Source organism: Corynebacterium sp. UD i78 (assembly GCF_056280545.1).
The window spans coordinates 950,585-963,204 of the sequence record NZ_JBWCED010000001.1 but is presented as its reverse complement, the minus strand read 5'-3'; the positions used below and the strand labels follow the sequence as shown (position 1 = coordinate 963,204).

13 protein-coding genes are annotated in these 12,620 nt (G+C 66.1%); 3 read left to right on the top strand and 10 right to left on the bottom strand.

Annotation, left to right across the window (positions count from 1 at the left end; translation table 11 throughout):
• Positions 1-1,109: 1,109 nt before the first annotated feature.
• Both ACZ9GM_RS04560 and ACZ9GM_RS04555 read right to left on the bottom strand, forming a co-directional pair.
• Complete coding sequence (locus tag ACZ9GM_RS04560; protein WP_291473776.1) at positions 1,110-1,661, bottom strand: dihydrofolate reductase family protein; 552 nt, start codon at positions 1,659-1,661, stop codon at positions 1,110-1,112.
• Positions 1,662-2,229: 568 nt separating this feature from the next.
• Positions 2,230-2,433 (bottom strand): hypothetical protein, encoded by a 204-nt coding sequence (locus ACZ9GM_RS04555; RefSeq protein ID WP_291475842.1) that lies wholly within the window; start codon positions 2,431-2,433, stop codon positions 2,230-2,232.
• Positions 2,434-2,477: 44 nt separating this feature from the next.
• Between ACZ9GM_RS04555 and ACZ9GM_RS04550 the strand changes: the two genes are divergently transcribed.
• The gene (locus tag ACZ9GM_RS04550; protein ID WP_291475844.1) at positions 2,478-2,672 is read left to right on the top strand and encodes a hypothetical protein; all 195 of its coding nucleotides are present in this window, start codon (positions 2,478-2,480) and stop codon (positions 2,670-2,672) included.
• A gap of 153 nt (positions 2,673-2,825) precedes the next feature.
• On the opposite strand, the gene ACZ9GM_RS04545 is transcribed toward ACZ9GM_RS04550, so the two are convergent.
• Together ACZ9GM_RS04545 and ACZ9GM_RS04540 are read right to left on the bottom strand one after the other, a co-directional pair.
• Positions 2,826-4,316 (bottom strand): bifunctional phosphatase PAP2/diacylglycerol kinase family protein, encoded by a 1,491-nt coding sequence (locus ACZ9GM_RS04545; RefSeq protein WP_291475846.1) that lies wholly within the window; start codon positions 4,314-4,316, stop codon positions 2,826-2,828.
• Positions 4,317-4,410: 94 nt separating this feature from the next.
• Positions 4,411-4,767 carry a DUF952 domain-containing protein gene (locus ACZ9GM_RS04540; RefSeq protein ID WP_291475848.1) on the bottom strand — a complete coding sequence of 119 codons (357 nt, stop codon included), beginning with the start codon at positions 4,765-4,767 and terminating at the stop codon, positions 4,411-4,413.
• Between the two features lie 17 nt (positions 4,768-4,784).
• Here ACZ9GM_RS04540 and ACZ9GM_RS04535 point away from each other — a divergent pair, with 17 nt between their 5' ends.
• Positions 4,785-5,915, top strand: a complete 1,131-nt coding sequence (locus ACZ9GM_RS04535) for an aminotransferase class V-fold PLP-dependent enzyme (RefSeq protein ID WP_476037340.1) — start codon at positions 4,785-4,787, stop codon at positions 5,913-5,915.
• A 15-nt stretch (positions 5,916-5,930) separates the two neighbouring features.
• Positions 5,931-6,236: a thiamine-binding protein gene (locus tag ACZ9GM_RS04530; RefSeq protein WP_291475852.1), complete on the top strand. Its 306-nt coding sequence runs from the start codon at positions 5,931-5,933 to the stop codon at positions 6,234-6,236.
• Positions 6,237-6,243: 7 nt separating this feature from the next.
• Here ACZ9GM_RS04530 and ligD read toward each other — a convergent pair whose 3' ends face one another.
• From ligD to ACZ9GM_RS04500, 6 genes are all read right to left on the bottom strand, one after another.
• Complete coding sequence (gene ligD, locus ACZ9GM_RS04525) at positions 6,244-7,560, bottom strand: non-homologous end-joining DNA ligase (RefSeq protein ID WP_291475854.1); 1,317 nt, start codon at positions 7,558-7,560, stop codon at positions 6,244-6,246.
• Between the two features lie 18 nt (positions 7,561-7,578).
• Positions 7,579-8,571: an isopenicillin N synthase family dioxygenase gene (locus tag ACZ9GM_RS04520; RefSeq protein ID WP_291475856.1), complete on the bottom strand. Its 993-nt coding sequence runs from the start codon at positions 8,569-8,571 to the stop codon at positions 7,579-7,581.
• Positions 8,572-9,387: 816 nt separating this feature from the next.
• Positions 9,388-9,975, bottom strand: coding sequence for a hypothetical protein (locus ACZ9GM_RS04515; protein WP_291475858.1), 588 nt, complete (start codon positions 9,973-9,975; stop codon positions 9,388-9,390).
• A 48-nt stretch (positions 9,976-10,023) separates the two neighbouring features.
• Complete coding sequence (locus ACZ9GM_RS04510) at positions 10,024-10,806, bottom strand: glycoside hydrolase family 25 protein (protein ID WP_291475859.1); 783 nt, start codon at positions 10,804-10,806, stop codon at positions 10,024-10,026.
• A 48-nt stretch (positions 10,807-10,854) separates the two neighbouring features.
• Positions 10,855-11,700 carry a thioesterase family protein gene (locus ACZ9GM_RS04505; RefSeq protein WP_476037339.1) on the bottom strand — a complete coding sequence of 282 codons (846 nt, stop codon included), beginning with the start codon at positions 11,698-11,700 and terminating at the stop codon, positions 10,855-10,857.
• A 44-nt stretch (positions 11,701-11,744) separates the two neighbouring features.
• Positions 11,745-12,620, bottom strand: coding sequence for a class I SAM-dependent methyltransferase (locus tag ACZ9GM_RS04500; protein ID WP_291475862.1), 876 nt, complete (start codon positions 12,618-12,620; stop codon positions 11,745-11,747).

Below are 12,620 nucleotides of genomic sequence, written 5' to 3'. Positions count from 1 at the left end.
TGTCATCACGCTACTCAGCGGCCTGAGAGACAGGAGGAACACTGTTCTCGTCGTCGACCACAATCCGGCGGTCATCGCTGCCGCCGACCACGTCATCGGCATGGGGCCGGGAGCAGGGGAATCCGGTGGCGAGGTCACTTTCACTGGTTCACCCGCCTCTGGGAGCGGTGTTCATATTCCGGTTCTCAAGTCTTCGGTCCGCACACCGACCGGTTCCGCTGCGGTAGAGCACGCCCGGAGCAATAACCTCCGGGACCTCACAGTGGCGGTCCCGACCGGCGTCCTCACCGTGGTCACCGGTGTGGCCGGAAGCGGAAAATCCTCGCTGATGACCACTGATTTCGCCGCGCAGCATCCCGAATTCACCGTGGTCGGTCAGCAGCCACTGCACGGCGGTCGCCGGTCCTCACTGTTGACGATTACCGGTGCGGCCGACGGACTCCGGTCACTCTTCGCGGCGTCCGGCGATCTGTCTCAGTCCTGGTTCTCCCGCAATGCGAAGGGCGGTTGTCCCGAGTGCCGTGGCACCGGGGAAATCACCACTGACCTGGCCTTCATGGAAGACACGAGGACGCCCTGTGAGGCTTGCAGAGGGTCGGGGTTCAACCAGAAAGCCCTGTCCGTGACTGTGGGTGGGTACACGATAGCCGATGTGGAGGCGCTGCGTCCTTCCGAGGTCGCCGAGCTGCTCGGTCCGGCAGATGCGGCGCGACTGCGCTGGGTCGACCGGGTGGGCCTGGGGTATCTGGCGGCCGGCCGGACACTCGACGGACTGTCCGGCGGAGAACGTCAACGGCTGCTCCTGTCCCGACATCTCGGCAGTATCAGCGGGGACGCACCACTACGCCTGATCCTCGATGAGCCGACGACAGGACTGCACGCCGCGGATGTCCGTCGACTACTGGACCTGTTCGATGCGCTGGTGGACGCTGGTGGATCACTCGTACTTATCGAGCATAATCAGCAGGTCATCGCGCATGCCGACCACGTCATCGACATCGGTCCGGGCGCAGGTGACAACGGCGGTCAGGTCGTCTTCGAGGGCACACCGGCTGAGCTGGTCCGGGTCGGTTCCCGGTCGGGCACCGGCCACTGTCTGGCAGAAGCGCTCAGGAATGACTGATACGCCAGGTCGCCTCGATGAACTGACCGATCTGCCGGGCCCGGACCAGAGTGAGCTGATCCGAGGCCAGGTCCCGCGGGAGCAGTGACTTTCCGTTCGCGAGGAAAACCGGGCTGAGATGGAGGGTGATCTCGTCGAGAAGTCCGGCGTCGAGGAACTGACCGGCCAGGTCTCCGCCACCCATCACCCAGACGGTGCCGTCGCCCGCGGCGTCCTGCAGCATGTCGGCGTTGTCGCCGACGGTACCGTCAACGAAGCGGACGTCGGCACCTTGCGGTGCCGGCAGCTCCCGTGAGGTGAAGACGATGACAGGTCGGGTGCCGAAGGATGCGGTCCATGCCTCAGGCTGCGTGATGAGGTCCTGGTCGCACAGCAGCCATTCGTAGGTGTGCGAGCCCATGACGAGAACAGTCGTCGCGTCCATCAGGGCGCCGAGTTCGGGAGTCTCGCCGCCGACGGCGAAGAGCCAGTCGAGCGAGTCGTCCTCGGTGGCGAGGAATCCGTTGACGGTGGTCGCGGTCGTGTAGGTGACGTGCATGACATCCAGTATGACGCGGCGGTCAGAAGATGTCGACGGGGGTTGAAATCCTGGTGCCGCATGGAGAGGAATGCTCCACCATAAACGTCACTGTGACGTAATTAGAGGCTACCGGAAGGGCGGACAAAGAACGGGAGATCAGGGCTTCAAAGGTGCTGAGCGCAGTCCGACAACGAGGATGACAGTGCCGTCCGGTTCGGTTCAGCGCCATCCGGCCGTGACGCCCGGGGCCGGCAATCCGTCACGGGTCGAAGGCGGCGGCCACAACCAGATGGCACAGCAGTCCGCACCAGTCAGAGCGGCAGGCAAGGGCACGAGTGGGATACGGTGCCGGCACAGCGGCGACACAACATCGTCGGTGTCACCGCAGAACCTCACTCCCGGCACCCCACTCTGATTAGCCGATAATATACATTATGACATTTTAGAGCGAGAGAGCCAGAGCCGACTCCCGCCCCTGTTGTCCCGTCTCAGTCATGTCGAGATTTTTCGCACGTGACACGAGACAGTACGGATTACCCCCTCTTCTCTCACTGATCCTGAGATAGCCTCGCCGATACACGAGGAATCAGGAGTCAGGGACATGTCGCTTCGCCAACTGCCCGTCAACATCACCGACCGCACACGCGTCCTGATCAACCTTGACGGCGACGACCAGAACGACGCAGGAGATGTGCTGGAGAGCCCAGTCCTTACACGGACGGTGAATAACCGATGCCCTGACGCCGCGGACAACGTCGTCACAGAATCCCCGGGGGTAGCGCTTGGCCATGGGAATCAATTCTCCAGGCCGCCCAGTAGGGGCAACTAGATCAGATGTCACCCACACGCGTAGCAGACCCGTTCTCCTACATCCCGGTGCTGAGCTCTGTGAACGCGGCAGTATCCGACGAGGACTTCCACCGACAGGTGTTCCAGATGGCCGAAGACTGTGTGAGCCAGGGCGGCGTCACCCACCTGGTGGTCATCCATCCGGCTGCGGAGTCCGATGGCAAGCAGAGAGCCAGGTAGCCCCTGCGCAGAACTGGACAAAGCTATCGGTACGGAAATGTCAGATCACCTGAGACACCTCGGTGGTAAAAACCACCCGCGGCGGAGTAAACACCCAGGTCGCTGGCGTCAGAATGAATGAGAAAGTGTCAGTTCGAATGAGTACGGTCAGCCTCAGGGCCGGTAGACCGACAGCACCCGGTAGTGCGCGACGAAGTCCAGCTCCGAGACCTTGTCCCCGACCTCGCCGTCGTAGGCGACCTCGGTGGGCTCACTGAGGATCTCGCAGTGGAACTCCGGGCGGTGCAGCTCGTGGTACAGGGGACTGCGACCCAGATTTCCGCTCAGCAGCGCCACCACGGTACGCAGCCGTGAGAACCGACGACCGGTCTCCAGCATCCGCACATCGAGCAGTCCGTCCTCGATCGTCGCCCGGTCGACCGGGGCGAACCCCGACGGCTGGTACAGCGAGTTACCGAGGAAGAACAGCGAGGTCTTCAGGGTCTTGCCGTCGTACCTGATCTCGACGGCATTCTCGTCCTTCAGCACCCGCCAGGCGGCGATGACCGCAGCCACGGTCTTGCCTGTCTTCCCCTCGTACTTCTCCCGGATCTCGACGAACCGCGGGTAGATCCCGATGCTCGCGGTGTTCAGCAGCGTGGTCCCACCGTTGAGCGTGACGACATCCACCTTCTCCACCGTCCCGTACTTCACCGCGGCGATGGTCCGGTCGGTCGTGGCGCAGTCGATCTGCTTGGCGAAGTGGTTGAACGTGCCGCCCGGGAACACCGCCAGCGGCTTGTCCGCGGCACGTGCGACACCCGCGGCTGCGGCCACGGTGCCGTCGCCACCGGCGATGCCGAGCACCTCAGCCCGGGATGCGGCGTCCTCCAGGACCAGTTCGACGTCATCGTCCGGCCCGAGGGTGACGATTTCGGCGGCCGGAAGCGCCTTCTCGACCTCCTTGAGGACCCTCTCCCCTGTCCCACCGCCCGAGGCCGGGTTCACGACAAGGACCAGTCCTTCACCTTCAGGACGCGCCGGCGCATCGACAATATGCGTTTCAACCCCGGAGATGTCCGGCACCACCGGCGGCGGCACGATTTTCGCTCCGATCGCGGTGATCAGCGCACCGAGACCGAATCCGGCCAGCACATCGCCGGGATAGTGCGCGCCGGTGTACACCCGGGAGAAACCGACGAGACCTGCCAGGGCACCTACCCCTGCTCCGAGCCCCGGGGCCTCCACCGCCACACCGGACGCGAAGGCTGCGGCACTGGCGGAGTGTCCCGAGGGAAAGGAACTCGACTTCGGGTACCGACGGATCTGACGTGCCACCTTCACCGACCCGTGCCCCGGTCGCTGCCGCCGCCACCAGCGCTTCGCCACCTGGTTGGCGATGAGACTGGTGCCGGCCACGCTGACCAGCCCACGCGTCGCCGCCCGCTGGGTCCGGGGGTTCCCGGTCAGGGCCATCGCACCGGCGATCCCGATCCACAGCTTCGAGTAGTCGGCTGCACCGGTGAGTCTGGGCAGGAAGGCGTCCAGGCGTGGATTCTCAGCTCCGGCGACCGCGTCGAACACGTCCCGGTCCATCCGCACGACCCCCGACAGCATCTCGCCCACCGCGGTCCGCCGGAACCGACCACTCACACGACCACCCATTGACGCACTCTCCATCCACCTGCAGCTGACTACCGACCACTCCAGACTACCTGGCGGACGATTCTCCGTTACTGCAGGTCGAAGTGATGACGGGTCAGTAGTGGAACTCCCCGTCCGGACCGAATCCGGCCTCCCTGACCTCACTGACACAGTCGGTCGCCAGCGGGCCGTAGATGTGCGGGAACCGCTGGCCGTTTCCGGCCTCTTCCTCGAGGATCTCAGTTCCGGCAGCGCGCACGGCGTCCTCGTCGACAACCAGGACGCACAGCCGGACGCCGGCCTCGGCTGCCGGGCGGTAGAACCGGTCTGCAGTTCCCGCGATCTGGTCGGCGAAGGAGGCGTGGATGAACCCCACCTCGTCGAGGGACTGCTCGAGGGTGGACACCCGGTATTCACCGGTGGCGACGGCGGCGTCCCAGGAGGACCTTGCGGCAATGTGGTAGATCGTCATGTGCCAAAATGTTACCCATGACACTTCCCCACACTGACATCGATCCGGACGGTCTGCTGGAGTACTCCGTCGTCTTCACCGACCGGTCCCTGAACCACATGTCGAAGCGTTTCGTCGGCGTCATGCAGGACATCATCTCCGTACTCAAGGACGCCTACGACGCCTCAGCTGTCGCGATCGTCCCCGGTGGCGGTTCCTACGGCATGGAGGCCGTCGCCCGTCAGCTCGTGACTGACCGGAAGACCCTCATCGTGCGCAACGGCCTGTTCTCCTTCCGCTGGTCCCAGATCATCGACGCCGGCAGGATCACCGACGATATCACGGTGCTGACCGCCAGCCAGGCCGAGGACGCCACCACCTCACCCTGGTCCCCCGCCCCGATCGACGAGGTCACCGCCACGATCCGTGAGCAGAAGCCGCAGGTCGTCATCGCCCCGCACGTGGAGACCGCCGCCGGTATCCAGCTCCCCGACGACTACCTCCGTGCCCTCGGTGAGGCCGCCCACGAGGTCGGTGCCCTGTTCATCCTCGACTGTGTCGCCTCCGGCGCCTCCTGGGTCTCCATAACCGACGCCGGTGTCGACGTCCTGGTCAGTGCCCCGCAGAAGGGCTGGTCCGGTACCCCGTGTGCCGGTTACGTCATGCTCAGCGAGGCCGGCCGGAAGGCCGTCGAGGAGACCACCTCCACCAGCTTCGCCATCGACCTGAAGAAGTGGCTGACCATCGCCGACTCCTACGTCGAGGGCACCACCCCGTACCACGCCACCATGCCGACCGACTCGCTCGCGCACAACGCCGAACTCATGGTCGAAGCCCGCGAGATCGGACTGGAGAAGCTCCGCGCCGCCCAGATCGAACTCGGCGAGAAGGTCACCGAGCTGCTGACCTCCCGTGGCATCTCCCCGATCGCCGCCGAGGGCTTCGCCGCCCCGTCCGTGATCGTGGCCTACACCGATGACCCCGCGGTGAAGTCCGGCGCAAAGTTCAAGGAGGCCGGTATCCAGGTCGCCTCCGGCGTGCCGCTGCAGTGCGGTGAGCGCGAGGATTTCTCCACCTTCCGCCTGGGACTGTTCGGCCTGGACAAGCTGCAGGATGTCGACGGCACTGTCGAGCGCCTGCGTGCCGGACTGGACAAGCTCGGCCTCTAGGAGCAGCCTCGGGGCATGCTCTTCGCTTTTTCCATTGCCCCGTCCACGACCCCGGAACCGGACGGCTCGATGTCCCACATCGTCGCCCGGGCCGTGGAGGTCGTCCGTGACTCCGGCCTGCCCCAGGAGACCTCGTCGATGTTCACCACCGTCGAGGGTGACTGGGACGAGGTCATGCCCGTGATCAAGCGGGCCTGCGAGGCCGTCGCCGAAGTCTCCCCCAGGGTCTCGCTGGTGCTCAAGGCCGACCTGCGCCCGGGTCGGTCCGGGGAGATCACCGGCAAAGTCGAGCGGCTCAACGCCGCGATCGACGGGAACTGACGGTTCATCAGGCCATCCGGTGCATCAGCCAGTTGTCCGGGTTGCCGTCCATCTCCGTCCTGATCAGGGCGAACTTCCGCGACTCACCACCGAGCAGGCTGGTGCTGTGACTCTCGTGTCCCCGGTGGCCCTGCAACGACACGACGATCTTGTCCTCACCCCATGAGTGCAGGACGTAGCTGCCGGCGTCCCGGATTGTCACGGTGCCGGCACCCGGGTTCCCCTCCCCGATGCGTCCCTCGAAGGACGCGTACTCCAGCGGATGGTCCGGAGTCTGCACCGCGAGACGGTCCTGCTCCGTCGACTCCGGAACACCCTTCGGCAGCGCCCAGGACACGAGGACGCCGCCATGCTCCAGCCGGAGATCCTGGTGCAGACTGGTGGCGTCATGCTCCTGGACGACGAAGGCGGGACCACCGTCCTCCCTGTCGAGCAACGACGCCATGGGGTCGCCCTCGGTGAGCAGCCGTTCCATGACCTGCCGGTAGCCGAGCTGGCGGACGTCCGCGTCGATCTCCTCCCAGTACCGCGGCGCCGCGACCGTCGGCTGAGACCTGCCGCGCAGGTAATACGGCGCGCAGGTGCATTTCACGCCGTCATTCTGACTCCAGTCGATGAGCACCTTCCCCCGGCGCTGCTGCTTCGACATCGTCGAAGTCACCAGCTCAGGGTGCTCCTGCGCGATCTCGTCGGCGATGGAATGGACGAGATCACGCACTGCGGCCGGTCGCCGGCTCCCGGTCAACCCGGCATAGACATGGATCCCCCGGCTTCCCGTGGTCACCGGGACTGACACCAGGTCACGGGCATCCAGCTTCTCCTTGACCAGGTGCGCAACCCCGGCACAGTCGGCCAGCGTGGCGTCCTCCCCGGGGTCGAGGTCGAAGACGGCCCGGTCGGGCCCGTGGATCCCGCCGCGGGGACCGTAGCGCCACTGCGGGGTGTGGATCTCCAGGGCGTCCAGCTGGAGCAGCCAGACCAGTGTGGCGACGTCATTGACCAGCGGGTAGGTGACGGTGCGGGGCTCGTGGTCGAACTCGCGCGTACTCACCCATTCCGGCGTACCGTCGCGCAGATTGCGCTCGAAGAAGGACACCCCCGGGTCTGCTGCCGTGCCGACCCCTTCCACCCAGCGCTTGCGGGTGGCGGGACGGTCGTGGGCGTGGGCGGTGAACCACGGGGCCACGGCCCGCACATAGTCCGCCAGGTCGCGCTTGGTCGTCCCGGTCGCCGGGTACATCACCTTGTCCGGATGGGTGAACCGGACACTGCGGCCGGCGACATCGACGGTGTCTGTGGTGTCTGTGGTGTCGGTGTCAGCCATGTCCCCATGGTGGCACGGTCAGCTGGCGACGTCCGCCCCCACCGACGCTGCGTCATTGCGCTCGGTGAAGTAGTCGGCGGCACGAACGGGCTCGTAGTGGACACCACCACCGACCGGCGGTGCGAACGGCTCGACGATCTGGTCCATGTCCGGCTCGCAGAAGCAGATGATGCTGTACAACTCCTCGGCCGGGGACTCTTTCGGCGGTGCGAGGACGCGGTGCCTCGTTGAACGCCACCGGTCGCCGGTCCATCGGGCCAGCAGATCGGCGATGTTGATCGTCATCGCACCCTCGACGAAGGGGGCGGTCGCCCACTCACCGTCGAGGGTCTGGACCTCGAGTCCGCCGTAGCCGGGCTGCCGGTCAAGTATGGTCACCAGGCCCCAGTCGGTGTGCGGGGCGATGCGGTACTGACCCTGGCGCGCCTGGCCAACGACCGACAGTGCCGGATACCGGTTGATGTTGAAGGTGTTGGGCGACTTGGACGCCCGCTCCACGAAGTACTGCTCATCGAGACCGAGCGCGGTGGCGAGCATCTCCAGCAGGTCGACGTAGAGGGTGCGGGCCTGGTCGATCCAGGCCAGGACCAACTCCCGGAGCTCGGGGACCTCGGCCGGGTAGACATTCTCCGCGAAGTACCCGGCGTCGATCTCCGCATCCCCGGTACGGAAGTCACGGCCGAAGGTGAGCGTCTCTTTGAGGTCGGCCTTCTCCGGGTCGATCTCTTCGCCGTAGTAGGCGTTGGCCTCGTCTCCCCTGCGGATCCAGCCGCGTCCGCCGACCGGCGTCCGGTACTGCTCCTTGACCTCGTCGGGCAGATGGAAGAACTCCTTCGCCGTCGCACGGACGCGGGCAGAGAGTTCAGGGTCGATCCCGTGGCCGCTCACCATGAAGAAACCGGAATCCTGCATCGCCTGGTCCAGACGCCTGGCCAGGGCCGCCCGCTGGGCTGCGTCCCCGGTGCGCCAGACAGCGACATCAATGAGCGGAATATCGGGGGTTGCCGACATGTAGGCTTACCTTTCTTCACGGGCGTGGACGCAGGTCATCCTACTCAGGTTCCCCGTAGAATCCAGGCCTCCCCCACCCCGGCACCCCTGTGCTCTCCAAAACCGTACAAATAGTACAGATCGCACAGAACGTACTGAACACCGGGAGGCCTCCATGGAATCCCGGAATCCGTTCCGCCCCAGCTTCGGAATCACCCCGACCGTCGTCGTCAGCCGGGAACTGGTGACCATGAATGCCGGACCCGCCTTTCTTGAAGGCCCCGGATCCCCCTACCGGTTAACACTGGTCAGCGGACCGCGATGCCCAGGAAAAACCGTCCTGCTCAACCTGCTGGAAGAAGAGGCCCGACACCGCGGCTGGACTGCATCCAGGGTGACGTCGTCCCACGACATGGTGGAGGATCTCGTGGCGACAGACATTCCCGCGATCTCCTGCACTACCTCGTCACCACACTGGACGCCCGGGACGGTGGACTGCTCATCACCGTCGACGTACCGGCCACGGATACTCCTACCTGATTCAGCTGCTGGGTTCACTGAGCTGGACACTCGGTAGCGGGGAACGTATCACGCCTGACGATGTCGCTGCAGCATTTCCACTCACCAGAGAACGCATGGGCCTCCAGGCGCATGTCCCTGTCCTCCGGGAAGTCCCGGAACACGCGCTGGAGTTCCTCCGCGCGGTCGCGGTCCTCGGGGCTCCTGCGCCCCATCGGAAGAGCCGCCGAACACATGGGTACCGCCGCGAATCAGGCGCCCGCCTACCTCCGGGATCACGCAGAAGACTGATCCTTCCCGGAGCCCCCCGGACATCCCCTACCGCACCCGGGCGGTCTCGATCCGAGAGGGTGCGGCGTAGGCGGTGATTCCCGCACAGAGGATCGCGGCCAGGGACAGCAGTGTCTTCCAGTCCTTGTCCAGCAGGCCACCGAAGATGACGTAGAACACGGCCGCAGCCACGGTCAGCGCGATGATCGCCGCGTTGAACAGCCCCTCGTTGCCGGTACCGGAAACCGGGATGTAGAGCAGACCGGCAAAGACGCCGAGGATGCCGGCGACCACACCGTGGATCACCGCGGCACCCGGCCCCTGGGCCACCGTGTCACTGACGACGGCGATGAGCTGGTCGACGATGAGCACCACGGCGAAGGTGACAATCGCGGACAGGACGCCGAGCAGCACGAGGTTGACCGAGACCTTCTTGGCCTCGAACTTCCCCGCCAGCAGTGTCGGCCCCCGGTCCTCGTAGGAGTCCTGGTACTGGGGCTGCTGGTACTGGGGCTGCTGGTAGCTCTGCTGCCGGCCCCCCTGCTGCCGGTAGGGGGACTGCCCGTAGTCCTCACGGCGGTACTGACGGGTCTGGTCGTCGTAACCGTCGTTGCCGTAGGGGTACTGGTTACTCATCGGAACTGTCGCTCTCCATCGGGTCGCGGATCTGGTTGAACCACGAGTTTACCCGAGCAGCCTGTCCAGCCCCTGGATGTTCCCGTTGAAGACGTTCCGGTCCACCGGGCTCTCCACACCCGGGACTTCTCCGGTGGAGGTGGTCTGCCAGATCGTCCAGGTCGACCAGCCGCCCGGAACCTCGGGCGCGTCGCCGCCGTTGTAGTCGGCGATCCACAGCGGGTGGTCGGCGAATTCGGCGGTGTCCCCCATCTCCGACTTCCAGAAGTTCGGGTAGGTGTAGATCACCGCGTCCCGTCCGGTCCGCAGCTTGAGGGTGGTGAGGAAGTCACGGACCCAGGACTGGAGCTGCTCCGGAGTCAGGCCGCCGCTGTCCTCGAGATCAAGGACCGGTGCCAGGGTCGGCGCAGGTGAACCGATCGTGGCGGTGGCGAAGATGTTCGCCTGCGCGACCGCATCCCCGGGGGCGTCGGACGGTCGGGCGAAGTGGTAGTTTCCGCCACGGATCCCGGTGAGGCGGGCCAGGTTGATGTCACCGAACCAGTTCGGGTTCACGTACTCGGTTCCCTCGGTCGCCTTGACATAGGCGAAATCGGTACCTGCTGACCGGGCCTGTACCCAGTCCGATACCGGGGCCACGTTGTGCTGGTGGCTGGAGACGTCGATACCGTCGACGACACTGTCCGGGGAGAGGGAGCCGGCAGCTCCGGATCCGGACGCAGATCCGTCGGTCGACGACGGCAGGGAGCTGTCGGCGGAGGCGGGTGGGGCGGTGAGGACGGCGGCGGCCGCCACCGCGAGGGAGAGGATGACCGTGGTAGGGGTGCGCATAGGTGACACCCTAACACGTAATGTTACCGATTCGTGATCATTTTCTGGTCAGGAGAAACGGATCCCGGCGAGCTGGTGGGACTGCGCCACGATCGCACCGGTCGAATCCCACACCGTCGCCGTCTCATCGACACGGTCGCCGAGAATCATGTTGGCGACGAGCAGGACATTCACCGGGCCCGGAGCCGGAAGTGCCCGGATGTAGGTGGTCAGTTCGATGGTCGGCACCCAGCCGGCAGGTCGGATGTCCATGGTCGCCGGGGGTAGTACGTCCGCCGCCAGTAGGAGGGCTTCCGGGGTGAAGTCCTCCCCACCGGGCAGCTCCACCCAGGCCCGGGCCTCGCCGGCACCGCGTCCTTCTCCCGTGGTGAACATCGGCTGTCCGGGGTCCGGTCGCAGACCGACATGCCGGTAGATCTCGACGGGCGGTTCCTCCCCTGCCGCCGGGTACGGCGCGCAGCCCTCGACCGGGTGCGGGGCCGGCGGAAGCCCGGCCGAGTTCCAGATGCCGGACTGCCCGGACTGCCCCACGTCCGCAGACTGCACCAGCGCGCCGAAGGTCACGGTGGTCTCGCCGGTCACTTTCCCACCCTGACTCATCCGGGCCCGGACCTGTGTTGTCGTCCTGCCGGCCCGGAGCAGTTCCGCCTCCAGATCCACGATCCCGGGCCGGGGCGCACGGAGGAAGTGGGTGGATACGGCGACCGGGTGCGGATGCTCCCCGGCGACCAGGTCGGATGCTGCCCTGACCATCAGTGCCTGCAGGTATCCGCCGTTGGGGTTTCCCAGGATCGTCCAGCCCGGATGGATGTCCGCGGTCCAGCGGTTGTCGTCGACCCGGGTCACCGCGCTGACGTCACTGAACGGCGGATGCTGATTCATGTTTTCACTCACGGAGACCCATCGTAGAGTTCCGTCGCCCGTCGCGTACCGGAACCTCAGCGACGGATCAGCAGCTCACCGTGCAGCATGAGGAAGATGGCGGCCGGGTCATCGGCCCACTCACGCCACCCGCGGCAGATCCGGCCGGCAGCGGTCTCCACCGCATCGGCGTCCCAGGTACCCAGGACACCGGCGAGCTGGTCACGGAAGCGCTCCTCGTTGACCCGTGCGCACCAGCTGTCTGCGAGGTCTTCCGTCGGTCGTCCGCCGGGTGCGTTCGACCAGACCCAGGTGGAGGTCGAGTAGGTGAGGTCCTCGATCCTGCAGCCGGCGGCCAGCGCCCAACCGACGAGATGGCGTCCGGCGTCCGGCTCCGCCCCGTTAGCCTGCGCCATCGCCCGGTAGCGGTGGGTCCACTCACGCAGGCCCAGCGGGGCCGGGTGGTAGGACATCGCGGCGTAGTCGGCGTCCCGCAGGGCGATGACCCCGCCCGGTGCGGTGACACGCAGGCACTCCTGCAGTGCGGCTACCGGGTCGGTGAGATGCTGGAAGACCTGGTGGGCGACCACGACATCGAAGGAGGCGTCCTCACATGGCAGCCGGTAGACGTCCCCGGGCAGGAACTGTGCACCGATTCCCCGCGCCTCAGCCGCGGCAGCAGCCGCCTCCAGCGGAACCGGTGTGTTCTCCACACCGGTGACCTGGGACGCCGCACCGCCGAGGCCGGCGATCATCGCCGCCAGGTCCAGGGTGATCGACCCCGGACCACAGCCCACGTCGAGGACCCGGGACGCGGCCGTGAGATACGGCAGGGCGAAGGCCAGGGAATCGGTGGCGGTGCGCCGCGCGTGGTTGCCCAGCACGGCGTCGCCGTGGCCGTGGGTGTATTTCTCGGCGGATTCCGGGGCAGCGTTCTCGACGGGGCTTTTCAC

Excerpts from the sequence above, each read along its gene's own strand:
- ACZ9GM_RS04515 (WP_291475858.1), bottom strand. The coding sequence starts at position 9,975 with ATGAGTAACCAGTACCCCTACGGCAACGACGGTTACGACGACCAGACC.
- ACZ9GM_RS04540 (WP_291475848.1), bottom strand. The coding sequence starts at position 4,767 with ATGACGATCTACCACATTGCCGCAAGGTCCTCCTGGGACGCCGCCGTC.
- ACZ9GM_RS04545 (WP_291475846.1), bottom strand. The coding sequence starts at position 4,316 with ATGGGTGGTCGTGTGAGTGGTCGGTTCCGGCGGACCGCGGTGGGCGAG.
- ACZ9GM_RS04560 (WP_291473776.1), bottom strand. The coding sequence starts at position 1,661 with ATGCACGTCACCTACACGACCGCGACCACCGTCAACGGATTCCTCGCC.
- ACZ9GM_RS04530 (WP_291475852.1), top strand. The coding sequence starts at position 5,931 with ATGCTCTTCGCTTTTTCCATTGCCCCGTCCACGACCCCGGAACCGGAC.
- ACZ9GM_RS04535 (WP_476037340.1), top strand. The coding sequence starts at position 4,785 with ATGACACTTCCCCACACTGACATCGATCCGGACGGTCTGCTGGAGTAC.
- ACZ9GM_RS04510 (WP_291475859.1), bottom strand. The coding sequence starts at position 10,806 with ATGCGCACCCCTACCACGGTCATCCTCTCCCTCGCGGTGGCGGCCGCC.
- ACZ9GM_RS04550 (WP_291475844.1), top strand. The coding sequence starts at position 2,478 with ATGTCACCCACACGCGTAGCAGACCCGTTCTCCTACATCCCGGTGCTG.
- ligD (WP_291475854.1), bottom strand. The coding sequence starts at position 7,560 with ATGGCTGACACCGACACCACAGACACCACAGACACCGTCGATGTCGCC.
- ACZ9GM_RS04520 (WP_291475856.1), bottom strand. The coding sequence starts at position 8,571 with ATGTCGGCAACCCCCGATATTCCGCTCATTGATGTCGCTGTCTGGCGC.
- ACZ9GM_RS04555 (WP_291475842.1), bottom strand. The coding sequence starts at position 2,433 with ATGGCCAAGCGCTACCCCCGGGGATTCTGTGACGACGTTGTCCGCGGC.